The sequence below is a fragment of the Delftia sp. WY8 genome (assembly GCF_018437695.1).
In the GTDB taxonomy this organism is placed as follows: domain Bacteria; phylum Pseudomonadota; class Gammaproteobacteria; order Burkholderiales; family Burkholderiaceae_C; genus Comamonas; species Comamonas tsuruhatensis.
The window spans coordinates 3,243,662-3,265,226 of record NZ_CP049795.1 but is presented as its reverse complement, the minus strand read 5'-3'; the positions used below and the strand labels follow the sequence as shown (position 1 = coordinate 3,265,226).

Sequence of the window (21,565 nt, the reverse complement as noted above, 5' to 3'; positions counted from 1 at the left end):
GCTGGGGAGCAGCGGCTGCAGCCGTCCAACCCCTGTCCAGGAGTGTGCCCATGAAGGCATTGCCCAGCGTTTTACTTCCACGCCGCGCCATCGTGGCTGCAGCCTGTGCCCTGGCTGGCGCCATCGCTCTGCCCGCCGTGGCACAGGGCCAGGCGTCCTGGCCCTCGCATCCGGTGCGCCTGGTCGTGCCCTTTCCGGCCAGCGGCGCCACCGACCTCGTGGCGCGCGTGGTGGCGCAGCGCATGTCCCAGGACCTGGGCCAGCAACTGGTCATCGACAACCGCCCCGGCGCGGGCGGCACCATCGGCACGGGCGAGGCGGCCAAGGCCTCGCCGGACGGCTACACGCTGCTGTTCACCACCAGCAGCACGCATGCCATCTCGCCACACCTGATGACCCGTCTGGCCTACAAGGCCGACAAGGATTTCACGCCGATTGCCGAGATCGGCGGGGCGGCCAGTATCCTGCTGGTCACGCCTTCTCTGCCCGCGCGCAGCGTCAAGGAACTGGTCGCCTACGCCAAGGCCCATCCGGGCGCCCTCAACTACGCCAGCAGCGGCAACGGGACCATCGTCCACCTGAACGCGGCGGCCTTCGCGGCGCGCGCGGGCCTGCAGCTGACCCATGTGCCCTACAAGGGCACGGCGCAGTCCATCACCGACCTGTCCGCAGGCCAGGTGCACCTGCTGTTCGACTCCATTCCTACCGGCATGCCCCATGTGGCCAGCGGCCGCCTGCGCGCGCTGGCCGTGACCGGCGACAAGCGCAGCGCGCTGGCGCCCGACCTGCCCACGGTGGCCGAGTCCGGCCTGCCTGGCTATTCTTCGGTCACCTGGTTCGGCGTCTATGGCCCGGCCGGCATGAAGCCCGAGCTGGTGGCGCGGATCAATCAGGCCTTCAACAAGGCCATCCAGAATCCCGAGGTGGTGGCCAGCCTGGCCAGGCAGGGCGTGGAAGCCGCATCGCCGCGCACGCCCGAGCAGTTCGCCGCCATGGTGCAGGCCGACAGCGCGCGCTGGGCACAGGTCATCAAAGACAACAAAATCACATTGGATTGAGTGAAGCACCCCCTGAGCGGCTTTGCCGCTTCCCCCTCTCCTGCGGGAGGGGGACGACGCCCTTGCTGCGGGGTGGCGCGGCCGGCGTAGGCCCTTGCTTGGCGTCCCTGAGCTGGGCCGTGCCTGCGGTTCCTCAAGCTATCGGTGGCGCGTTGGCGCTATGGAAATTGATATGACAAGCACTGTTACGGACTGGACACTTCCCTACGCCTCGCACCGCTCTTCGGTGCTGGGCCGCAACATGGTCTCCACCTCGCAGCCGCTGGCCGCGCAGGCCGGCCTGTCCATGCTGCTGGCTGGCGGCAATGCGGTGGATGCGGCCATTGCCACGGCCATGGCGCTGACCGTGGTCGAGCCCACGGGCTGTGGCCTGGGCAGCGATGCCTTCTGCATCCTGTGGGACGGCAAGGAATTGCACGGCCTCAATGCCTCGGGCCGCTCGCCCGAAGCCTGGACGCCCGAGTACTTCGCCGCGCTGGGCGGCATTCCCGAGAAGGGCTGGAACGCCGTCACCGTGCCCGGTGCCGTCTCGGCCTGGGTGGAGCTGTCGCGCCGCTTCGGCAAGCTGCCGTTCGAGCAACTGGCCCAGCCCGCCATCCGCTATGCGCGTGACGGCTTTGCGGTCTCGCCCACCATCGCCACGCTGTGGGCGCTGGGCGGCGCCAAGCTCGGCGACCAGCCCGGTTTTGCCGAGTGCTTCCTGCCCGATGGCAAGGCCCCCAAGGCGGGCGAGGTGTTCCGCAGCGAAGCCCATGCGCGCACGCTGGAGGAGATCGCCGCCACCAAGGGCGAGTCCTTCTACCGTGGCGCACTGGCGCGCTCGATGGCCGAGCACGCCAAGGCCTGCGGCGGCGCCATGACCGAGGCCGACCTGGCCGCCCACCAGGCCGACTGGGTCGGCACGGTGTCGCAGACCTTTGGCGATTCGGTGATCCACGAGATCCCGCCCAACGGCCAGGGCATTGCCGCGCTGATGGCGCTGGGCATGCTGGATGCACTGGGCGTGGGCGCCGAGCCGCTGGACGGCGTGGAGTCCGTGCACCTGCAGGTCGAGGCCATGAAGCTGGCCCTGGCCGACCTGCACGAATACAACGCCGACGGCGACCACATGCGCGTCGAATCCGCCCATCTGCTGGACGCCGGCTACCTGCGCGAACGCGCGGCGCTCATTGACCGCGAGCGCGCCAGCGCGCCCACCTACGGCGCACCGCGCCCGGGCGGCACGGTCTACCTGGCGGCGGCCGATGCCAGCGGCATGATGGTCTCGTTCATCCAGTCCAACTACATGGGCTTCGGCTCGGGCGTGGTCGTGCCGGGCACCGGCATCAGCCTGCAAAACCGCGGCCACGGCTTCACCACGCAAGCCGGCCATGCCAACGAGGTCGCGCCACGCAAGCGCCCCTCGCACACCATCATCCCGGCCTTTGCGATGAACGCCGACGGCACGCCCCAGATGGCCTTCGGCGTCATGGGCGGCCCCATGCAGAGCCAGGGCCACCTGCAGATGGCCCTGCGCGTGCTGCGCTACGGCCAGAACCCCCAGGCCGCCGCCGACGCACCGCGCTGGCGCGTGACGGGCGGCAAGGGCGTGGCCGTGGAGCCCGCCTTCGACGCCGAGGTTGTCGCCGCCCTGCGCGCACGCGGCCACGAAGTCACGATCGAGGAAGGCCATGGCGTCTTCGCCTTCGGCGGCGCGCAGCTGGTGCTGCGCGACGGCGACCACTACATCGGCGGATCGGACCCGCGCAAGGACGGGGGCGTGGTGGCGTTCTGAGCCCGCGAAAGCCCCAAGGCCTGCCGCGCAGATCGAGTTCGCTTTAGAGTCATGGCATCGAAATCTTGATGCCATGGTGCGAACGGAGGTGGATGCAATGACGGCCAGAGATGATGAATCGGCGCTGCTATCGCGCTGCTCCTTCGTCGCCCGGGAGCGTGCGCAGCCCGCCCAGGACCAGCGCGAAGCCAACGTGTTTCGCCTGGCCGCCATGATCGTCCGTTCACGATTCCCCCAGGAATCTGCGAGCCTGATGCAGGCCAGCGAGCGATATTTCGCCTTGCATCCAGAAGAAAGACTGCCATCGGAAGATGTGGTCAGGCGGGGTTGGGTTCTGAGCCTGCCCCGTCTGCGCGACATGCTCAGCCGCCGACTTGCCGCGTATTGAATCCATGGCCCACTAAGGGCTTGCAAGGTCTGCCCACGCGATTCGAATAACGGCCTGTACGCTGCCTCCCCCGCTCACCCCCAGCGCAACACCCAATCCGCCCGCCCCCGCGTTGCCGCAATGCGGCGCGCATTGGGCTCGTCCACCTGCGCCACCCAGTCGCGTGCGGCCTGGGGGCTGCGGCCGTGGAGTTCGTGGCGGCGGGTCAGGCGTTCGATGCGAAGGCGGTCGTCCATGTCCACGTACCAGACCTCGTCCAGCAGCGCGCGCACGGCATGCCAGTGCGTGCCCGGCGCATCCTGTTCCTCCATCAGCAGGTAGTTGCCTTCGGTGATGACCAGGGGCACGCCGGGCGCGATGGCGATGGCGCCTGCAATGGGCTCCTCGATGGCGCGCCGGAATTCGGGGGCGTAGACCGTTTCACCGGCTACGGGCGCGTGCAGGCGGCGCAGCAGGGCCATGTATCCGGCCGAGTCGAAGGTGTCGGGTGCGCCCTTGCGCTGCGCGCGGCCCAGGCGCTGCAGCGCGGACTGCGCCAGGTGGAAGCCGTCCATGGGTACGGCCGCCGCCAGCGGGCCCAGCGCCTGCAGCAGGGCGGCGCAGGCCGTGCTCTTGCCTGCGCCGGGCGGGCCCGCCAGGCCCAGCAGGCGGCGGGGGCCGGAGCGCGCCAGCGCAAATGCACGCGCCAGGGCTTCGGGCGGCAGGATGGCCGTCATGCGCGTGCCTGCTGCGCGCTGGCCAGCCCGTCTGCCATGAAGCCGCGTGCGTGCAGGGCCAGGTCCATGCCGTCTTCCCACATCGGGCGCCAGATGGCCAGCGCGTTCGACAGCTGCTCGTTGACGATGGCCGACGAGAAGCTCTCGAAGGTGACGGTGCCCTGGTAGCCGATCTGCGCGAGGGCACCGAAGAACTGCGCGAAGTCGATGTGGCCCGCGCCCAGGTAGCCGCGGTGGTTCTCGCCGATGTGCACATAGCCCAGCCGCTGTCCGCAGGCCAGCACGGGCGCGGCGAGGTCGGCTTCCTCGATGTTCATGTGGTAGGTGTCCAGGTGCACGCAGACATGGGGCTGGCCGACTTCGTCGATGAACTCCAGCGCCTGCGCGGCCGTGTTCAGCAGATTGCTTTCGTAGCGGTTGACCACCTCCAGGCCCAGCGTGACGCCGCGCTCGCCCGCGAAGTCTGCAATGCGCCGCACGGCCTCGATCGCGTTGCGCCGGCCCCGTGGCGTGCAGGGGTGGCCGTATTTCGCCATGGCGCCGTAGAGGATGCCGCCAAAGTAGCGCCCGCCCAGGCGCGCCGTGATGTCCACGCCCTCTTGCAGCAGCGCCAGGCCACGCGCGACCACGGCGGGGTCTTCGCTGGAGACATCGGCCTCGAAGGTCAGGCCCCGCGAGCAGCCCACGCCCAGGCCATGCTCCTGCAGCAGATCACGCGTGAGCGCCAGGTCCATGAGCCGGGGGCCGTGCAGGGACAGCTCGACCAGGTCGTAACCGGCCTGGCGCGTCTGCTCGATCACATGGCGGGTGGAGGCCGGCGACAGGTCGCCGGCCCAGACAAGGGCGTGGATGCCGAGGGGGTTCATAGGGGCTCCGGGTGGACTCTGCGAGAGAGTGAAGGGGAGGGGTCGGCGGGTGCCCGGGCACGGCCCCGCCAGCGCGCGAGCAGGTGGCGCGCGGCCACGGCGGCGATCATGGTGGCGCCCCACAGGGCCTGCGTGAGCTGGGCATTGGCGCCCAGCAGGTTCACCCCGCTGGACAGCACCTGCAGGATGAGCAGTGCGACGAACAGCCCCGACACCCGGCCGAAGCCGCCCATGGGATCGGTGCCGCCCAGGATGGCCGCAAGCACCGTGACCAGCAGGTAGGACTGGGCGTAGCCCGCGCTGGCCGAGTTGAAGCGCGCCATCATCAGCACGGCGGCGATCCAGCACAGCAGCGTGGACAGGGTGTAGACGCCGATCAGCACGCGGCGCGTGTCGATGCCCGCATGGCGCGTGGCCTCGGCATTGGAGCCGACCATGCGGATGGCCAGCCCGTGGCGTGTGCTGCCCAGGTACAGGCCCACCAGCAGGCACGCGGCCGCGAAGATCCAGAACGGCAGCGGCAGGCCCAGCCACTGGGCCGAGCCCAGGGCCTGGAAGGCATCGGGAAAGCCTGCAATGGGCTTGCCGCGCGTGAGCCAGACGCACAGGCCGTTGATCAGCGACATGGTGCCCAGCGTGACGAGGATGGGATGGGCGTTGACGCGCGCCACCAGCCAGCCGCTGGCCAGCCCCACCAGCAGGCTGGCGAGGGCGCCCACGGTCAGTGCTGCGGCGATGAGCAGGCCCTCATGGCCCGACAGGTCCAGGCCCAGCGCCGACAGGCCTCCCACCAGCACCCAGGCCATGGCCAGGCCCGCCATGTTGGCGCTGGCGACCACGGCCAGGTTGATGCCGCCACTGACCAGCGGCAGCATCTGCGCCAGTGCCAGCAGGCCCAGCTCGGGGATCTGCAGCAGTACCGATTGCAGCGTGCCCAGGGTGGCGAAGCTGCCGGGCAGCAGCAGCGTGAACACGGCGCACAGCAGCGCCAGCAGCGCGATCAGGCCCAGCGGCGCGCCAGTGCTGCGGTTCATGGCGCGGCCCCCGCCAAAGGCGCTGCAGGAGTGGCGTCAGTGCTGCACTGCCGGGTTCTTCGCTGCGTGCGCCGCAGTCCCGTTGCGGCCGCGCAGGCCAGCACCACGGCGCCCAGCAGCACCTGGAAGAAATACGGCGACACGCCCATCAGGTTCAGCCCGTTGCGCAGCACGGCCAGCAGCAGCACGCCCATCAGCACACCGCCCACGCTGCCCGTGCCGCCGAACAGGCTGGCGCCGCCCAACACGGCGGCCGCGAGCACGAACAGCTCCGTGCCGACCAGGGCGTTGGGCACCGACTCGCCCACGCGGTGCGCCTGCACCAGGCCTGCGATGGCCGCCATCATGCCGAGCCAGCCATAGGCCACGCCCTGGATGGCGCCCAGCCCGATGCCCATGCGGTGCGCGGCCTCGGGGTTGCCGCCGAAGGCGTACAGGCGCCGCCCCAGCGCGCTGCGGCCCAGCAGCAGCGCGGTCAGCACGGCGGCTGCGCCGGCCACGACGATGGGCAGGGTCAGGCGCACGGGGTCTGCGCCATCGGCGCCCGCGAAGCGGGCCAGCACCACGGAATCGCTCCACCACGACGGCAGGTCGTAGATGGACCGGCCGCCCGTGCCATGCATCAGCAGCGCGAAGTACAGGTTCAGCGTGGAGATGGTGATGATGATGGAGGTGGCGCGCAGGCGGTGGATGAGCAGGGCGTTGAATGCCCCCAGCGCCAGTCCCGTGGCCAGGCCCAGCGCGATGCTGGCCGCCGGTGCCCAGCCCAGGCGTGTGGCCGCGAGGGCCGCAAGGTACTGCGCCACCGTGGCCGTGGCGGCAAAGGAGATGTCGATGCCGCCCGCGACCAGCACCACCAGCAGGCCCACGGCCATGATGGCGGTGACCGATGCGCCCTCGGCCACGTCCATCCAGTTGCCCAGCGTCCAGAAGCCCGGCGCCAGGGTGCCGAACAGCAGGGCCATGGCGGCAATGGCCAGGCCCAGCCGGGCCACGGGGTGGTGCAGCAGCGCGTGTGCGTGTTCAGGCATGGACGGCCTCCTCGATCCGGCTTTCGGAATGCACCCCCGGCACGAACTCGCCGGCCATGCGCCCGCCGCGCATGTGCAGCACGCGGTCGCAGTGGGCATGGACCTCGGCCACCTCGTCCGAGATGACGATCACCGCCATGCCCTGTGCGGCGAGCCCGTGCACGATCTCGAAGATGCCCTGCCGGTTGCCGATGTCCACGCCCACGGTGGGCGAGTCGAGAATCAGCAGGCGTGGCGCGGTCGCCAGCCAGCGCGCCAGCACCACGCGCTGGGCATTGCCGCCGGACAGCTGGTGCACGGGTGCGTCCAGCGCGGGCAGGCGCATGTGCAGGCGGTCGCGCCACTGGGCTGCGGTGGCGGCGCGGCGGCGGGCGGGCAGCCAGCCCAGCGGGCCGGACAGGCGCGGCAGCATGGCCAGCACCAGGTTGTCCTGCACGGACTGGCGCAGGTTCAGGCCGAGGGACTGGCGGTCCTCGGGCACATAGGCAATGCCCGCCGCCATGGCATCGCGGTTGCTGCGCAGCGCCAGCGTGCGGCCGCCCAGGCGGATGCTGCCGCGATCGGGCCGGCGCATGCCGAACAGGCCCAGGGCCAGCTCGGTGCGGCCGGCGCCCAGCAGCCCGGTCAGGCCCAGGATCTCGCCCTCGCGCACGTCGAAGCTCACGTCCTCGTAGTCGCCGTCGCGGCCCAGGCCGCGCACTTCCAGCAGCGCGGGCGCGGCGGACATGTCGCGCGCATGCAGTCGCTCATCCACTTCCTGCCCGGTCATCAGCGTGGCCAGTTGCCTGCCCGACAACTGTTCGGCGGGCCAGGTGCCGAGCTTGCGCCCGTCGCGCAGCACGGTGACGCGGTCGGCGATCTCCATGACCTCGTCCAGCTTGTGGCTCACGAAGACGATGGCCATGCCATCGGCCTGGAGCCGGCGCACCACGGCCAGCAGCGCATCGACCTCGGCACGCGTGAGCGAGGCCGTGGGCTCATCCATGAACAGCAGCCTGGCCCGGGCCGCCATGCCCCGGCAGATGGCCACAAGCTGGCGGCCCGCAATGGGCAGGTCGCCCACCCGCGCATCCAGCGGCAGCGCAATGCCCAGGCGCCGCAACACGGCCTGGGCCGCCTCGCGCTGGCGCCTGCGGCGCACGGGCGCCCACCAGCGGCCCATGGCCTGGTCGAAGGCGATGTTCTCGGCCACGCTCAGGTTGGGAAACAGCGACAGGTCCTGGTAGATCACCTGGATGCCCAGGGACTTGGCCAGCGCCGGGTCCAGCCGCTGCACCGTCTGTCCGCCGATGTCGATGCGCGCGCCCGGCTGCGGCGCGTGCACGCCGCTGAGCACCTTGATCGCCGTGCTCTTGCCGCTGCCGTTGCTGCCCATCAGGCAGTGCACCTCGCCGGGCATCACGTCCCAGTCCAGCGCATGCAGTGCGGTGGCGTCGCCAAAGCGCACGGTGACCGCCTGCATGCGGACCAGTGCCGTTGTGGTGGCATCCATGGCAGCGCGCGGCTCACAGGCCCAGGCCGACCAGCCGGTCTATGGTCTGCCGGTTGATCGGCTCCAGCTTCTGGCCCTGAATGTTGCGGCGCTCGCGGTCCACCTGGACCTTGCCCAGGCCCGGTATCTCCATGCCGTCCGTGGGCTCGCGGCCGTCGATCAGCATCTTGCCCACATGCACGATCACCTCGCCGGCCAGCGCGGGGTTCCAGATGAAGCCCTCGCGGATCACGCCGTCGCGCACCAGCTTGGCGCCCTGGCCCGGCGAGAACGAGCCCACCACGGCAATGCGCTCGGCTTTGCGCGCATCGGCCACCGCGCGGCCCGCGCCAATGGGGCCCTGGCTGCCGAAGGCCAGAAAGCCCTTGAGGTCGGGGTGGGCGCGCATCAGGTCCTGGGCGCTGCGGTAGGAGTCGTCCAGGCTCTCGGCCACGCCGAAGCGCTCGGACACCAGCTGCATCTTCGGCCACAGCTTTTTCTGGTGGGCGATGGCCGCATCGGCCCAGGCGTTGTGCAGCGGCACGGTCAGCGAGCCCACGAAGACCACGTACTTGCCTTCGCCACCCATGGCCTTGCCCAGGCTGTCCATGTGGCGCTCGCCAAAGCCCGCGACGCTGCTCAGCTCGATGTTCCAGTCGGCGCCCTTCTGGTCGGGCGACTCGTGCGTGAGCACCTTGATGCCTGCGCTGCGCGCACGCCGGAACACGGGCTCCAGCGCCCTGGCATCGTTGGGCACCACGGCGATGACCTTGCTGCGGCGCGCGATCAGGTCCTCGACCGCGCGCACCTGCTGGGCCGCATCGGCCTCGGTGGGGCCGACCATGCCGCTGGAGATGCCCAGCTCGCGGCCTGCCTTGCGGATACCGGTCTCCATGGCGTTGAACCACGGAATGCCCCCGACCTTGGCCACCACCGACACATCCTCGGCACCGGCCGCGCCTGCCAGCACCGCCAGGGTGCAGGCCAACAGTGCCCTCGAGAACCGGCTGAATCCATGGAACATGGCGCTCCTCCCTCTGTTTTGCACAATCGATTGTGCAAACTATAGACAGATGGACTTTCATTGCCGATGCGGGATTTCCCGGGCCGCTGCTGCGTGCCGGCTCCGGTCCGCCCGAATCGCTGCCGCAGCGGCTACGATGGCCGCCGAGCGCTCCCGTCCCAACCCCTGCAGAGCACCGTGAACCGCCCCCGAACCTCCACCATCTACGACCTGGCCGAACTGGCCGGCACCTCGGCCTCGACGGTCAGCGCCATCCTCAACGGCAGCTGGCAGTCGCGGCGCATCAGCGAGGAGACCGCGCGCCGCGTGCAGCAGCTCGCCCAGGAACACAGCTTTGCCGTGAACCGCCAGGCCAGCGGCCTGCGCCGCCAGCGCTCGGGGCTGATCGGCATGGTGATTCCCACGCATGAGGACCGATTCTTCGGCGCGCTGTCCCAGGCCTTCGAGCGCCTGGCCCACGCGCGCGGCCTGTGCCCGCTGGTGGTCAGCACGCTGCGCGACGGCGCGCTGGAGGTGGAGACCGTGCGCTCGCTGATCGCCTTTCGCGTGGAGCACCTCATCGTCACGGGCGCCACCCGGCCCGACGCCATCAGCGCCGAATGCCGCCAGGCCGGCGTGCGCCATGTCAACGTGGATCTGCCCGGGAAAAAGGCGCCCTCCGTCACCAGCGACAACCGCTGGGGTGCGGCCGAACTCACGCGCCTGCTGCTGGCGCGCTCCAGGCCCCCGGCAGGTGCGCCGCAGGACGCCGTCTGCTTTCTGGGTGGCGTCCGCAAGGAGTACGCCACCGAGCAGCGCCTGGCCGGTTTTCGCGAAGCCCTGGCGCCCCACACGCCGGTGGCGGACGAGCACATCGTCTGCTGCGGCTACGACCCCGAAGCGGCCCGCCTTGCCATGGCAGCGCTCTACCAGCGCCTGGGCGGCCTGCCGCGCGCGCTGCTGTTCTCATCGGGCATCACGCTGCAAGGCGCCATCCGCTTCCTGCGTGGACTGCCCGATGCGGAACTGGCGCAATGCAGCTTTGGCAGCTACGACTGGGACCCCTATGCCGAATGCCTGCGCTTTCCGGTGCACATGGTGCGCCAGAACGTCGAAGGCCTGATGGCCGAGGCCTTCCGCGCCATCGATGGGGACGGCCTGCGCGCGGGGCAGGTGGTGCAGGTGCGGCCGCAGTTGGTGGAGTGGGGGATTTTGAGTCCCCTGCCATAGGCTCAGGGCTTTTGCCTGCTCAGTGCACGATCGCAGCGCTTGCAGGGTCTGCAGGGACAAGCTTGCTGAAGTGGATCACGTCGCTGACGATGCTTCTGAAGACTTGCTGGGTGTTTTTGGCGGCCTGTTTGTCGAATCTGTCATCGATCACGACCACGATGTTTTCTCCGTCATTGGTTTGCCGGTTGGTGATATCCACCAGCTTGTAGAGGGCGGGAGCCGCAGACTGCTGCGTTGGCTTGACGGCCAGATACCCAGAGCCTTCCATCTTGAAGTCCAACTCATGCCGCTTGCCCGAGCTTCCAAGGTATTCGGGCCTAAGTTGCAGCTCCTTGCCGGGGTACCTTTGGAGCAGGGCTTGTGCTACCTCCGTGGCAAATGCCGATCCATCGGCGTCCACGCCCTGGTGCTCCATCTCCCAATGGGTGATGGCTACAAGGCAGGAGATGTACCGTGCAAAGGCGTCGGCGGACGACGAGTCCGTTGACAGGATCTCTATGACGCCCTTGGCATTGAGTGAGGCCCCGTGTTTGCTCGCCAGGTTGCTGAGGAACCTCAGCTTGTGCCCTGACGAGAAATTCATCCCTCTGCCAATGAAGTGCAGGACGGTCTGGCCATCGTCGAAAAACCGATGTACGTCGTTGTCGAAACTCTGCACATACACAGGCACGGGGTCGCCATCGGCAAAACAGAAGGGCGTGTTGATCCTTGCAAGCGTGCCTTGCTCGTTGATGGGCTGGTACGCAAACCCGGTCAGGTTGAGAAGGTTCTGGCAGATCATGGTTGGAGCCTCAGCTGTTCTGGATCCTCAAGTGCGGGCCTGAATTCGATGTTGGTGCGTTGACAGAAAAATGCGAAAACATCATGGAAAGTCCGCCATGACTTCCACTCTGGAACAGGGTTTCGTGCATCTCCCAGATGCTCATGCGCTTGATCGTGCCAATTGTCGGGGTTGTAGCTTTTCGTCGTGATCTGCAATTGGTAAACCCTTGCCTTGGGCTGCTTCTTCATGTGACGGAACACACTCATCTTCAGGGTGATGAGCCCAGTATCCGAAGAGCGATAGAAGTTCAACTGGACCACAAGGCCTGTCCCCTTGCCGCTGTCCGTTACCAAGCCCTGTTCAAAGTTGAACGCTCCCTGTGGCTTGTCCAGTAACTTCCAATCGTCGGCCTCGGCGTCGTCGCAATAGTGACGTTCTGACAGTATCTGGCGAGCCTCCGCCTCGTCAAGACTATCCACCCTCTCCTCCTTTCATGTTGTTTGTGCAGGAGTTGCCGACAGCCAGCGCAGTGGCGCTGCTCACCTCCTGCCCTTGGTCACAACCGCGCTCGCCCTTTGATTCTGGAGTGCGCCGACCTTGACGCATGTTGTATCGCATCAACGCGATCAAGGGTATTGCGTCTGGATCCATTGGCCTTCATCGCCCTGCACCCACCAACCCCGGCATCACCGTGAAATCCACCTGCGCCTGCGCCAGTTGCTGCATGGCCGGGATCAGGGCGCGGGCGTCGCCGCGCCGCCATTGGAAGGCGTAGTGCAGGGGAGCGAGGGCGGCTTTGGGATGGGCGCCCCCGACGGCGCGCAGGCCCAGGGCGGCGATCCAGCCGGTGGGCAGGAAGCCCACGCCCAGGCCGGCGCGCAGCATGCCGGCCACGGCGCCCCAGCTGTTGCACAGGATGCGCTCGCGCACGCTGGCGCCCTGGGCGAGCAGCCAGTCGTCCAGCAGGCGCGTGGTGCCGGCCTGCGGGGGCAGGGTGACCAGCGCATGACGCTGCAGCAGGGCCGTGGCGCCCAGGCGGCCCGCGCCTGCCAGGCCGGGGGCCACGGCCCAGGCAAAGCGTGCGGCGCCCACGGGGCGGGACAGCAGGCTGCTGCGCGAGGAGCGGCCCGCGATGACGGCAAAGTCCAGTTCGCCGTCGTCCAGGCGCTGCTCCAGCACGCCGCCCACGTCCACATGGGGCTCCAGCACCAGCTGCGGATGGGCCTGGCGCGCGGCGGCCACGAAGGCCGGCAGCCAGGTCAGCGCCGACAGGTCGCCCACGCCGAAGCGGCAATGCCCGGCCAGCGCCTCGCGCGTGTCCAGGGCCTGGCCCAGTGCGGCCATGGCGTTGAGCACCTCCAGCGCGGCGGGCAGCAGGCGCTGGCCGGCGTCGGTGAGCACGGCGCGGTGGCCGCTGCGGTCGAACAGCGGCTGGCCCAGCGCGGACTCCAGTTCCGTGATGCGCTTGGACAGCGAGGACACGGACAGGTGCACGCGCTGCGCTGCCGTGGCGAAGTTGCTGCAGGTGGCGGCCCACCAGAAGGCTTCGAGCTGCTTGACCGAGGGTGTGGACATGTGTTTGTCATTGGCAAAAAAGCGAACAAGTGCATTCTAAATAATCCACTTTCATTCAATGGATGCGCGGCCTACAGTGGCGCCGGTTCCTGAACATTCCGAGGTCCGCACCATGGCCGCCATCGCTTCCTCCTCTGCCTCTGCCTCTGCCTCCACGCCTTCGGCATCCGCCCTGCCAGCGCCGCGCGCCCCGGCCGTGCTGCGCCGCATGCTGTCGCTGCATGATTTCGAGGAGGCCGCGCGCCGCAGGCTGCCCCGGCCCATCTTCGGCTACATCGCCGGGGCGGCAGAGGACAACGCCTCGCTGCGCGACAACCGCGAGGTGTTCGGCGAATGGGGCCTGACCACGCGCGTGCTGGCCGATGTGTCGCAGCGCTCGCAGGCCGTGGAGCTGTTCGGCGAGCGCTATGCCAGCCCCTTCGGCATTGCGCCCATGGGCATCAATGCGCTGTCCACCTACCGGGGCGACCTGGTGCTGGCGCGCGCGGCCCAGCGCGCGGGCATTGTGTCGGTGATGAGCGGCACCTCGCTGATCCCCATGGAGGAGGTGGCGCGCGAGAGCCCGGCCACCTGGTTCCAGGCCTATATCCCCGGGGACCAGGCCCGCATCGACGCGCTGATCGACCGCGTGGAGCGCGCAGGCTTTCGCACCCTGGTGGTGACGGTGGACATACCGATCTCCGCCAACCGCGAGAACAACATCCGCACCGGCTTTTCCACGCCGCTCAAGCCCAGCCTGCGCCTGGCCTGGGACGGCATGGTGCGCCCGGGCTGGGTGGCCGGCACCTTCCTGCGCACGCTGCTGCGCCACGGCATGCCGCATTTCGAGAACTCCTTTGCCACGCGCGGCGCGCCCATCATGTCGTCCAGCGTGATGCGCGATTTTTCGGCACGCGACCACCTGAGCTGGCACCACATCGAGGCCATCCGCCGCCGCTGGAAGGGGCCGCTGGTCATCAAGGGCGTGCTCAGCGTGGAGGACGCGCTGCAGGCCCGGCGCGTGGGGGCCGACGGCATCGTGCTGTCCAACCATGGCGGGCGGCAGCTCGACGGCGCGGTGTCGGCCATGCGCATTCTTGAGGACGTGGTGGCGGCCCTGGGGCCGGACTATCCCGTGCTGATCGACGGGGGCTTCAGGCGCGGCTCCGATGTGCTCAAGGCCGTTGCGCTGGGCGCGCGCATGGTGCTGGTGGGCCGGCCCTTCAACTATGCCGCCGCCGTGGGCGGCGAGGCCGGCGTGCTGCACGCCATCGGCCTGCTGCGCGACGAGGTGGACCGCAACCTGGCCATGCTGGGCGCCTCCTCCTGCGGCGCGCTGGACCGCTCGCACATCGTGCGCCGCGCATCGGCCTGACAGAAACCTCCACCGTCCATTCAAAACACAGCCATTCCCAGGAGACATCCCATGAACCACTTCACTTCACGCCGCAGCCTGTGCGCCCTGCTGCTGGCCGCAGGCGCCGCACCGGGCGCCATGGCGGCCGATGCCGGCGCCTATCCCACGCGCCCGGTGCGCCTGATCGTGCCGTTTGCGGCCGGCGGCACCACCGACATCGTGGCGCGCGCGATCGCGCCGCGCATGGCCGAGGCCCTGGGCCAGCCGCTGGTGGTGGACAACAAGGGCGGCGGCGGAGGCGCCATCGGCGCGCACGAGGCCGCGCGTGCCCAGCCCGACGGCTACACGCTGGGCGTGGCCACCGTGTCCACCACGGCCACCAATGCGGCCATCAACCCGCGCCTGCCCTACAACCCGCTCACCGATTTCACGCCCATCACCAACATTGCGGCCACGCCCAATGTGCTGGCCGTGCATCCGGGCTTCAAGGCGCAGAGCTTTGCGGCCTTCGTGGAGGAGGTGAAGAAGAACCCCGGCAAGCATGCCTACGGCACGGCGGGCACGGGCTCCATAGGCCACATGCTGATGGAGCTGATGTCCAGCCGCTCGGGGCTGTCGCTCACGCATGTGCCTTACCGGGGATCGGGCCCGGCGCTCAACGATGCGGTGGCGGGCCAGGTGCCCATCGTCTTCGACAACTTGCCCTCGGCCCTGCCCTTCATCAAGGCGGGCCGGCTCACCGCGCTGGCGGTGGCCGCGCCCGAGCGCCTGGCCCAGCTGCCCCAGGTGCCCACCTTCAAGGAGCTGGGGCTGGAGCCGGTCAACCGCAGCGCCTTCTATGGCATCTACGGCCCCAAGGGGCTGTCGCCCGAGATCGTGGCGCGCCTGCATGCGGCCGCCCAGCGCGCGCTGGCCAGCCCCGAGGTGCGCCGCCAGATCGAGGACACTGGCTCGCGCGTGATCGGCAACCGTCCCGAGGAGTTCGCGCGCGAGATCGCGGCCGAGAACGCCCTGTACCGCAAGATCGCCACGGAGCGGCGCATCGTGGCGGATTGAGGGGCAGCCGGCGAAAAGGAGGATAGGGGCTGCGAAAGAATTTTCACCCACGCTGTCACAACGCGCACGCCCCGCGCGTCTTGAAGGTATGGGCCAGCCATTCCGGCCGGCTGCTACATCCCTCAAGGAGTGTTTTCCATGACCGCTTCGTCTTCCGCTGCCACCGGCGCCCGTCCTCTTGCCGCCCCCACGCCGCGCCTGAACTTCCAGGCCGTCGCCCCCGAGCTGTACAAGGCCCAGGCCGGCATCAACGCGCTGCTGCACGAGTCCAGCCTGGGCATCCAGCTGCTGGAGCTGGTGTTCCTGCGCGTCTCGCAGATCAACGGCTGCGCCTTCTGCGTGGACATGCACACGCGCGAACTGCTGTCCCGGGGCGAGGACCTGCAGCGCATCAACAGCATCGTCACCTGGCCCGAGGTGGATTTCTACGACGGGCGCGAGCGCGCCGCCCTGAATTGGGCCGAGCGCTGCACGCGACTGAGCCAGGCCCATCCCGAGCAGCAGGACTTCGAGGCGCTGCGCCCGCATTTCAGCGAGCGCGAGATGGTGGAGCTGACCTATGCCATCGGCAGCATCAATGTCTGGAACCGCCTGTGCGCGGGCTTTGCAGCGCCCGTGGCACGCAAGCCGATCAAGCTCTGAACGCCTGCAAGCCACTCACTCCGCCGAGAGCTTTCGCTCCTTCACCAGCCTGCCCCACTGCTCGTACTCCTTCTTCATGAAGGCCGCGAACTCGGCGCGCGTGGTGGGCTGGGGGGTGAGGCCGTGCTTGTTCAGCGCGTCCTTGACGCCGGGGTCATTGAGTACCTTGACGATCTCGGTGTTCCAGCGGTCCAGCATCGGCTTGGGCGTCTTGCCCGGTGCCACGAAGGCATACCAGTTCAGTGCCTCGAAGCCGGGATAGCCGGCTTCGGCCACCGTGGGGATGTCGGGCATGTACGCCGGGCGCGTGAGGCCCGTGGTGGCCAGCGGGATCAGCTTGCCGGCCTCGATGTGGGGCAGGGCCGTGGGCGGCGCTGCGAAGTAGCTGGTCACGCGCTCGCCCAGCAGGTCCTGCAGCGCGGGCGCGCCGCCCTTGTAGGGCACGTGCACCATGTCGATGCCCGCGCGCTGGTTGAACAGCTCGCCTGCCAGGTGGGAGGCCGAGCCCGCGCCCGTCGAGGCGTAGTCCACCGTGCCCGGGTTCTTCCTGGCCTTGGCCACGAACTCGGCCAGGGTCTTCACGCCCGCGCCCTTGTGCACCACCAGCACGTTGGGAAAGTTCACGCCGCCCGAGATGGGCGCCAGGTCCTTGAAGGGGTCGTAGGGCAGCTTCATCAGGTGCGGCGCAATGGTCAGCGGCCCCACCGAGCCGAACAGCAGCACCGAGCCGTCGGCCGCCGCATTGGCCACCTGCTGGTGGGCGATGTTGCCGCCCGCGCCGCCCTTGTTCTCCACCACCACGCTCTGGCCGATGTTCTCGCCCAGCTTCTTGGCGATCAGGCGCGCGGCCGCATCTGCGGCGCCGCCGGCGGCGAAGCCCACGACCAGGGACACGGGCTTTTTGGGAGGAAAGTCCTGGGCCTGCGCGCTCGCGGCCAGTGCGAGCAGGGAGGCGGCCAGGGCGCTGGCGTGCAGGAAGTTGCGCTTGTTCATCATGGGGTTGTCTCCGTCATTGGCTGGGAATCGGGGCGGATGCGGCTAGTCGGCGCCCAGCCCGATGGGGCTGGGCTGGCGCTTTTCGGTGTTGTGGCGCAGCAGGGATGCCGTGCGGAACACGCCGTGCGCGAACTTGCCGTAGGGCAGGGTGGCGAACAGGGCGATCACCGCGCCCAGGTGCAGGCACAGCAGCAGGGCCAGGGCCGGCGTGCCGCGGCCCAGCCACAGCGCCATGCCGCTGGCCGCGACCAGGAACAGCAGGGCGATGAAGCCCAGGTCCATGGGTTTCTGGCGCGCGTCGCCATGCAGCGGGTGGCGCCTGCGGTTCAGGTGCCACAGGCCTGCGGTGCCCAGCATGAGGCTGGTGCCGCCCACGGCGCCCAGCAGCTTGGGCAGGCTGGGGAATTCGTAGGGCGCGGCCCAGCCGAACACGTAGTGGTAGACCGTGGCCAGCGCCGTGGCCGCAAAGCACAGCATGAATCCGTAGAAGGTCAGGTGGTGAAAACGCCTGCGGCTCAGGGTGTAGGCATCGTCCTCGTTGTGGCAGCCCTCGCCGTGGCCGCCGTCCAGGTATTTGAGGCGCAGCACGTCGTGCGCGGCCTCGGCCGCCGCCGGCGTGCCCACGTCCACGCCGCCGGTGGCGGGCTTGACGTCCTTCCAGAAGCGGCGCACGCCCATGGCCAGCGCCAGCACCACGAACAGGAACACGGGCGCGAAGATGCCCACCAGCAGGTTGTGCGGGAACAGGTTGTAGAAGTTGGCGCCCAGGTCGGCGCCCCACAGCCGGCCCAGGCCGCCCTGCAGGGCCACGGCCAGCACCAGGAACAGCGACAGGCCTGCGGCCAGGGCCAGCGACAGCGTGAGCCCGTTCCTCTGGTACAGGCGCCCCAGGGCGGGCGGCCAGGCGTAGTCGGCATAGGTCTGGCCGCGCACCTCGGCCATGGCCTTGGGGATGTTGATGGCGAATTCATGCGGCGGCGCGTACTGGCAGGCATGCAGGCAGGCGCCGCAGTTGTGGCACAGGTTGGCCAGGTAGTGCACATCAGCCTTGCCGAACTCCAGGCGCCGCGTCATGGCCGGGAAGACCGCGCAAAAGCCTTCGCAGTAGCGGCAGGCGTTGCAGATCTGCAGGGCACGCGCCACCTCGCCTTCGGCGGCAGTTTCGGTGGAGACCGGCAGGATGGGAATGACCCGGCCGGCGGCCAGGTCCTGGGCTTCTTGGGCCAGGGCGTTCAGGGTCTGCATCTCGGTCAAGCCTTCTCTGTCACTGCGCCGCGCACGGCGGGGTGGCCCGTGGCGGCCAGGGCCGCGTTGCGGCCCGCGATGCGGCCGAAGGCCGTGCCGATGGACATGCCCACGCCGGCCGTATAGCCCTTGCCCAGCACGTTGCCGGCCATCATTTCGCCGGCCACGAACAGGCTGGTGCTGGGCTGGCCGGCAAAGCGCACGGCCGCCGTGTCGTCGGTCTCCAGGCCCAGGTAGGTGAAGGTCACGCCGGGGCGCAGCTGGTAGCCGTAGAAGGGCGCCGTGTCGATGGGGCGGGCCCAGTGGGTCTTGGCGGGCACCAGGCCCTCGGTGTGGCAGTCGTCCAGCGCCGTGTGGTCGAAGTGGCCGACGCGGCAGGCGCCGTTGTAGGCATCCAGGGTCTGCATGAAGCGTTCCTCGTCCAGGCCCAGCTTGCGTGCCAGCTCGGGCAGGGAGTCGGCGCGCACGCCCGGGAAGACCGGCGGCATGAAGCGGCCAATGGCCTTGGCGTCGATCACGGACCAGGCGGTCTGGCCCGGCTGCTGGGCCACCAGGCGGCCCCAGATGGCATAGCGCTTGGGCCAGAAGTCCTCGCCCTCGTCGTAGAAGCGCTCGGCCTCGCGGTTGACCACCACGCCCAGCGAGACGCAGTCGATGCGCGTGCAGATGCCGCCGTCGTACAGCGGCGCGCGCGCATCGATGGCCACCATGTGGGCCTGGGTGGGGTCGCCGATGCGGTCGGCGCCATGGTCTTCGAGCAGGTGGCGCAGCAGCACGCCGCGGTTGAAGGCCGTGCCGCGGATCAGGAAGTTGTCGGACGGCCACTCGCCGCGCGCGTTCTGCCCCCAGGCCTCGCGCAGCCACTCGCGGTTGGACTCGAAGCCGCCCGCCGCCAGCACGCAGGTCTTTGCGGTGATGCGCTGCTCGCCCACCCAGGCGGCCCTGAACTCGCCGCCCTCGATCTCCAGCCGGTCCACGGGCGACGCGTAGCGCACCTGCACGCCCAGCCGTTCGGCGCTGCGGTAGTAGGCATTGACCAGGGCCTTGCCGCCGCCCATGAAGAAGGCATTGGTGCGCGCCACGTGCAGGGCTCCCGACAGCGGCGGCTGGAAATGCACGCCGTGGCGGCGCATCCAGTCGCGGCAGGTGGAGGAGGCGCGGATCACCATGCGCGCCAGGTGCTCGTTGGTGATGCCGCCCGTGACCTTGAGCAGGTCCTGCCAGAACTCCTCCTCGGGGTAGGCCTCGACCAGCACGTCCTGGGGCGTGTCGTGCATGCAGCGCAGGTTGCGCGTGTGGCCGGAATTGCCGCCGCGCCAGTCGCGCGGCGCCGCCTCCAGCAGCAGCACGCTGCGGCCTGCCTCGCGCGCCATCAGGGCCGCGCACAGGGCGGCATTGCCGCCGCCTATGACCAGGACATCGGGGTCCATGGAGTTCTCCTTGCATTCGCCATCGTGGGGATTGCGAATGTAGGGAGAACGCCGCGCGGCGGGCAGGGGCCCGCCGGCATGGGGGTATCAGTCTTCGTGATGGATGAGGGCCGTGCCGGCCCAGGCACCGCCGCGCAGCAGCTGGCGCACGCAGTCGATCAGCACCACGCGCGCGGCCAGGGCGGCGGGCGACAGCTCATCCTCGGAAAGGCTGCACAGCAAGTTGGTGCGCAGGGCATCTTTGTCCGTGATACGCGACCACTCGAAGCGCTGCGCGGCATCGGCATAGCGGCCCATGGAGGCCCAGGGCTGCACCGTGCTGCCCAGGCCCGCATCCACGGCCGCCATGACCATGGACAGCGAATCCACCTCCAGCACCAGATGCGGCGTGAAGCGCGCCTGCGAGAAGGCCGTGTCCAGCGTGCTGCGCAGGCCGTGCAGGCCCGTGGGCAGGATCAGCGATTCGCCGGCCAGGTCGGCCAGCGCCATCTGCGGCGGCAGCGGCTCGGGGTGGTGGCCACGCGCGCGGATCAGGAACAGCTCTTCCTCGATCAGCGGGTGCACCTGCCAGCGCCGCCCGCCTGCGCGGGCCTGACCGCCGTGCAGGCGGGCGTCGAACAGCACGGCCATGTCCAGCGCGCGCGCATTGAGCATGTCGGTCAGGTGGCCGGACATGCCTTCCACCATGTGCAGGCGCACATCGGGGTAGCGCGCGCGCATGGCCTGCATCATGGGCAGGCCCAGCATGGCCGAGGTGGTGGGCGCCAGGCCCACGCTGACCGAGCCCGACAGCCGCGCCTGCTGCGCGCTGCGCACGGCCTGCTCGGCATGGCGCAACGTGAGCTGGGCCTCGCGGAAGAAGGCCACGCCCGCCTCGGTGGGCACCACGCCGCGCGGCGTGCGCTGCAGCAGCCGGGTGGACAGCTCGCTTTCCAGGCGGCTGACCTGCTGGCTCAGCGCGGACTGGACCATGTCCAGGTCCAGGGCGGCGCGGCTCATGGAGCCCAGTTCGACGATGCGGACGAAGTAGCGGAGTTGTCTCAGTTCCATGGGGGCGGCGCTTGTGGTGTGCAGCGCCGATTGTCGGTGCAGACCGGGGCTTGGCCTCAGATGCCGCGCGGCAGCAGGGCCGCCAGGGCTTCGCCTATCGAGCGCGCAATCAGCTTCTGGCGCTCGCCGGGCATGCGCTCCAGCGTGGAGGCCACGCTGACGGCGGCCACGGGCTCGCCTTCGGCATTGCGCACCGCCATGCCCACGGCCAGCACGCCGCGCGTGGCGTGGTTGCCGATGACGGACCAGCCGCGCTGGCGCGTGGCCTTCACCAGCAGGGCCATGCGCTCGAGCGTCATGCCGCCGTACTGCTCCAGCACGGGCGCGTTGGCCACCATCGCGGCCTGCACCTCGGCATCGGGCAGGGCGGCCAGCAGGGCCAGTCCCGCCGCTCCCACGCCCAGCGGCTGGCGCGTGCCCACCTGGATCACCAGGATCTGCACCGGATGCGTGCCCACATGGCGGGCGATGCAGTGCGATGCCGCGCCTTCGCGCACGATGGCGAAGGCCGCGTCCGCGCAGCCCGCGCTCACGCGCTCCAGCACGGGCTGCAGCCGCACGGCCATGTTGGGCTGGCCCGCGCTGGCGGCCGTGGCCGCCAGCCGGTGGCCGGCCGCATAGCCGAAGCGCCCCCTGTGCGCCACATAGCCGCTGTCCACCAGGGTGGACAGCAGGCGGTACACCGTGGCGCGCTCCAGCCCCGTGGCGCGGCACAGGTCAGCGACGCGCAGGCCCTCGCGGCCTGCGGCCAGCACGGCGTCCAGCACCTGCAGGCCACGGCGCAGCGTGCGGCTGCCGGCATCGTCGGCGGAGACTGGAATGTCCGCTGGCCGGACGTTTGGATTGGTGCTGCGCGAAGCCATGGAAAAGAATTTCCCGGTGATTGCAGGCAGGGCAGAAA

At 69.5% G+C, this 21,565-nt stretch carries 21 protein-coding genes; 7 read left to right on the top strand and 14 right to left on the bottom strand.

Annotation, left to right across the window (positions count from 1 at the left end; genetic code table 11):
* The first annotated feature begins 50 nt into the window (after positions 1-50).
* The 3 genes from G4D77_RS15060 to G4D77_RS15050 all read left to right on the top strand — a co-directional run bounded on the left by G4D77_RS15060 (position 51) and on the right by G4D77_RS15050 (position 3,220).
* Entirely contained in the window at positions 51-1,058 is a 1,008-nt protein-coding gene (locus tag G4D77_RS15060; protein ID WP_154836218.1) for a Bug family tripartite tricarboxylate transporter substrate binding protein, read from the top strand.
* A gap of 172 nt (positions 1,059-1,230) precedes the next feature.
* Positions 1,231-2,832, top strand: coding sequence for a gamma-glutamyltransferase family protein (locus G4D77_RS15055; protein ID WP_063328043.1), 1,602 nt, complete (start codon positions 1,231-1,233; stop codon positions 2,830-2,832).
* A 97-nt stretch (positions 2,833-2,929) separates the two neighbouring features.
* Entirely contained in the window at positions 2,930-3,220 is a 291-nt protein-coding gene (locus tag G4D77_RS15050; protein ID WP_043825481.1) for a hypothetical protein, read from the top strand.
* 74 nt (positions 3,221-3,294) lie between these two features.
* Here the strand turns inward: G4D77_RS15050 and G4D77_RS15045 are convergent, their stop codons facing one another.
* The 6 genes from G4D77_RS15045 to G4D77_RS15020 are packed head-to-tail and all read right to left on the bottom strand — an operon-like array spanning position 3,295 to position 9,362.
* The gene (locus tag G4D77_RS15045) at positions 3,295-3,936 is read right to left on the bottom strand and encodes a nucleoside/nucleotide kinase family protein (protein WP_154836216.1); all 642 of its coding nucleotides are present in this window, start codon (positions 3,934-3,936) and stop codon (positions 3,295-3,297) included.
* Positions 3,933-4,802: a sugar phosphate isomerase/epimerase family protein gene (locus G4D77_RS15040; protein WP_017405890.1), complete on the bottom strand. Its 870-nt coding sequence runs from the start codon at positions 4,800-4,802 to the stop codon at positions 3,933-3,935. The genes G4D77_RS15045 and G4D77_RS15040 overlap by 4 nt, the downstream gene beginning before the upstream one ends.
* The gene (locus tag G4D77_RS15035; RefSeq protein WP_154836214.1) at positions 4,799-5,836 is read right to left on the bottom strand and encodes an ABC transporter permease; all 1,038 of its coding nucleotides are present in this window, start codon (positions 5,834-5,836) and stop codon (positions 4,799-4,801) included. Before G4D77_RS15035 ends, G4D77_RS15040 begins: the two co-directional genes overlap by 4 nt.
* Positions 5,833-6,867, bottom strand: a complete 1,035-nt coding sequence (locus tag G4D77_RS15030) for an ABC transporter permease (RefSeq protein ID WP_213757974.1) — start codon at positions 6,865-6,867, stop codon at positions 5,833-5,835. The genes G4D77_RS15035 and G4D77_RS15030 overlap by 4 nt, the downstream gene beginning before the upstream one ends.
* Positions 6,860-8,359 carry a sugar ABC transporter ATP-binding protein gene (locus tag G4D77_RS15025; protein ID WP_154836210.1) on the bottom strand — a complete coding sequence of 500 codons (1,500 nt, stop codon included), beginning with the start codon at positions 8,357-8,359 and terminating at the stop codon, positions 6,860-6,862. The genes G4D77_RS15030 and G4D77_RS15025 overlap by 8 nt, the downstream gene beginning before the upstream one ends.
* Positions 8,360-8,372: 13 nt before the next feature.
* On the bottom strand, positions 8,373-9,362 hold the full coding sequence (locus G4D77_RS15020; RefSeq protein WP_047328016.1) for a substrate-binding domain-containing protein: 990 nt from the start codon (positions 9,360-9,362) through the stop codon (positions 8,373-8,375).
* 177 nt (positions 9,363-9,539) lie between these two features.
* On the opposite strand from G4D77_RS15020, the gene G4D77_RS15015 reads away from it, so the two are divergent.
* A complete protein-coding gene (locus G4D77_RS15015; RefSeq protein WP_227740856.1) occupies positions 9,540-10,571 on the top strand; it encodes a LacI family DNA-binding transcriptional regulator in 1,032 nt (343 codons plus the stop codon).
* Between the two features lie 19 nt (positions 10,572-10,590).
* Here G4D77_RS15015 and G4D77_RS15010 read toward each other — a convergent pair whose 3' ends face one another.
* From G4D77_RS15010 to G4D77_RS15000, 3 genes are all read right to left on the bottom strand, one after another.
* A complete protein-coding gene (locus tag G4D77_RS15010; protein ID WP_154836206.1) occupies positions 10,591-11,352 on the bottom strand; it encodes a DUF1828 domain-containing protein in 762 nt (253 codons plus the stop codon).
* Complete coding sequence (locus tag G4D77_RS15005; protein WP_016454004.1) at positions 11,349-11,813, bottom strand: hypothetical protein; 465 nt, start codon at positions 11,811-11,813, stop codon at positions 11,349-11,351. Before G4D77_RS15005 ends, G4D77_RS15010 begins: the two co-directional genes overlap by 4 nt.
* A 178-nt stretch (positions 11,814-11,991) precedes the next feature.
* Positions 11,992-12,909, bottom strand: a complete 918-nt coding sequence (locus tag G4D77_RS15000) for a LysR family transcriptional regulator (RefSeq protein ID WP_013804650.1) — start codon at positions 12,907-12,909, stop codon at positions 11,992-11,994.
* 112 nt (positions 12,910-13,021) lie between these two features.
* On the opposite strand from G4D77_RS15000, the gene G4D77_RS14995 reads away from it, so the two are divergent.
* The 3 genes from G4D77_RS14995 to G4D77_RS14985 all read left to right on the top strand — a co-directional run bounded on the left by G4D77_RS14995 (position 13,022) and on the right by G4D77_RS14985 (position 15,943).
* Positions 13,022-14,263 carry an alpha-hydroxy acid oxidase gene (locus G4D77_RS14995; RefSeq protein WP_047471264.1) on the top strand — a complete coding sequence of 414 codons (1,242 nt, stop codon included), beginning with the start codon at positions 13,022-13,024 and terminating at the stop codon, positions 14,261-14,263.
* Between the two features lie 51 nt (positions 14,264-14,314).
* Entirely contained in the window at positions 14,315-15,301 is a 987-nt protein-coding gene (locus tag G4D77_RS14990; RefSeq protein WP_047328022.1) for a tripartite tricarboxylate transporter substrate binding protein BugE, read from the top strand.
* Positions 15,302-15,439: 138 nt separating this feature from the next.
* Entirely contained in the window at positions 15,440-15,943 is a 504-nt protein-coding gene (locus tag G4D77_RS14985) for a carboxymuconolactone decarboxylase family protein (protein WP_034398063.1), read from the top strand.
* Between the two features lie 15 nt (positions 15,944-15,958).
* Here G4D77_RS14985 and G4D77_RS14980 read toward each other — a convergent pair whose 3' ends face one another.
* The 5 genes from G4D77_RS14980 to G4D77_RS14960 form a co-directional block, all read right to left on the bottom strand.
* Positions 15,959-16,939, bottom strand: a complete 981-nt coding sequence (locus G4D77_RS14980; RefSeq protein WP_193726181.1) for a Bug family tripartite tricarboxylate transporter substrate binding protein — start codon at positions 16,937-16,939, stop codon at positions 15,959-15,961.
* Positions 16,940-16,981: 42 nt separating this feature from the next.
* Positions 16,982-18,184, bottom strand: a complete 1,203-nt coding sequence (gene tcuB, locus G4D77_RS14975; RefSeq protein WP_154836204.1) for a tricarballylate utilization 4Fe-4S protein TcuB — start codon at positions 18,182-18,184, stop codon at positions 16,982-16,984.
* 5 nt (positions 18,185-18,189) lie between these two features.
* Positions 18,190-19,614 carry an FAD-dependent tricarballylate dehydrogenase TcuA gene (gene tcuA / locus G4D77_RS14970; RefSeq protein WP_154836202.1) on the bottom strand — a complete coding sequence of 475 codons (1,425 nt, stop codon included), beginning with the start codon at positions 19,612-19,614 and terminating at the stop codon, positions 18,190-18,192.
* Positions 19,615-19,701: 87 nt separating this feature from the next.
* Positions 19,702-20,664, bottom strand: a complete 963-nt coding sequence (locus tag G4D77_RS14965; RefSeq protein ID WP_012202727.1) for a LysR substrate-binding domain-containing protein — start codon at positions 20,662-20,664, stop codon at positions 19,702-19,704.
* Positions 20,665-20,720: 56 nt separating this feature from the next.
* A complete protein-coding gene (locus G4D77_RS14960; protein WP_012202728.1) occupies positions 20,721-21,527 on the bottom strand; it encodes an IclR family transcriptional regulator in 807 nt (268 codons plus the stop codon).
* Positions 21,528-21,565: the final 38 nt, after the last annotated feature.

Excerpts from the sequence above, each read along its gene's own strand:
- G4D77_RS15060 (WP_154836218.1), top strand. The coding sequence starts at position 51 with ATGAAGGCATTGCCCAGCGTTTTACTTCCACGCCGCGCCATCGTGGCT.
- G4D77_RS15055 (WP_063328043.1), top strand. The coding sequence starts at position 1,231 with ATGACAAGCACTGTTACGGACTGGACACTTCCCTACGCCTCGCACCGC.
- G4D77_RS15050 (WP_043825481.1), top strand. The coding sequence starts at position 2,930 with ATGACGGCCAGAGATGATGAATCGGCGCTGCTATCGCGCTGCTCCTTC.
- G4D77_RS15045 (WP_154836216.1), bottom strand. The coding sequence starts at position 3,936 with ATGACGGCCATCCTGCCGCCCGAAGCCCTGGCGCGTGCATTTGCGCTG.
- G4D77_RS15040 (WP_017405890.1), bottom strand. The coding sequence starts at position 4,802 with ATGAACCCCCTCGGCATCCACGCCCTTGTCTGGGCCGGCGACCTGTCG.
- G4D77_RS15035 (WP_154836214.1), bottom strand. The coding sequence starts at position 5,836 with ATGAACCGCAGCACTGGCGCGCCGCTGGGCCTGATCGCGCTGCTGGCG.
- G4D77_RS15030 (WP_213757974.1), bottom strand. The coding sequence starts at position 6,867 with ATGCCTGAACACGCACACGCGCTGCTGCACCACCCCGTGGCCCGGCTG.
- G4D77_RS15025 (WP_154836210.1), bottom strand. The coding sequence starts at position 8,359 with ATGGATGCCACCACAACGGCACTGGTCCGCATGCAGGCGGTCACCGTG.
- G4D77_RS15020 (WP_047328016.1), bottom strand. The coding sequence starts at position 9,362 with ATGTTCCATGGATTCAGCCGGTTCTCGAGGGCACTGTTGGCCTGCACC.
- G4D77_RS15010 (WP_154836206.1), bottom strand. The coding sequence starts at position 11,352 with ATGATCTGCCAGAACCTTCTCAACCTGACCGGGTTTGCGTACCAGCCC.
- G4D77_RS15000 (WP_013804650.1), bottom strand. The coding sequence starts at position 12,909 with ATGTCCACACCCTCGGTCAAGCAGCTCGAAGCCTTCTGGTGGGCCGCC.
- G4D77_RS14995 (WP_047471264.1), top strand. The coding sequence starts at position 13,022 with ATGGCCGCCATCGCTTCCTCCTCTGCCTCTGCCTCTGCCTCCACGCCT.
- G4D77_RS14990 (WP_047328022.1), top strand. The coding sequence starts at position 14,315 with ATGAACCACTTCACTTCACGCCGCAGCCTGTGCGCCCTGCTGCTGGCC.
- G4D77_RS14985 (WP_034398063.1), top strand. The coding sequence starts at position 15,440 with ATGACCGCTTCGTCTTCCGCTGCCACCGGCGCCCGTCCTCTTGCCGCC.
- G4D77_RS14980 (WP_193726181.1), bottom strand. The coding sequence starts at position 16,939 with ATGATGAACAAGCGCAACTTCCTGCACGCCAGCGCCCTGGCCGCCTCC.
- tcuB (WP_154836204.1), bottom strand. The coding sequence starts at position 18,184 with ATGCAGACCCTGAACGCCCTGGCCCAAGAAGCCCAGGACCTGGCCGCC.
- tcuA (WP_154836202.1), bottom strand. The coding sequence starts at position 19,614 with ATGGACCCCGATGTCCTGGTCATAGGCGGCGGCAATGCCGCCCTGTGC.
- G4D77_RS14965 (WP_012202727.1), bottom strand. The coding sequence starts at position 20,664 with ATGGAACTGAGACAACTCCGCTACTTCGTCCGCATCGTCGAACTGGGC.
- G4D77_RS14960 (WP_012202728.1), bottom strand. The coding sequence starts at position 21,527 with ATGGCTTCGCGCAGCACCAATCCAAACGTCCGGCCAGCGGACATTCCA.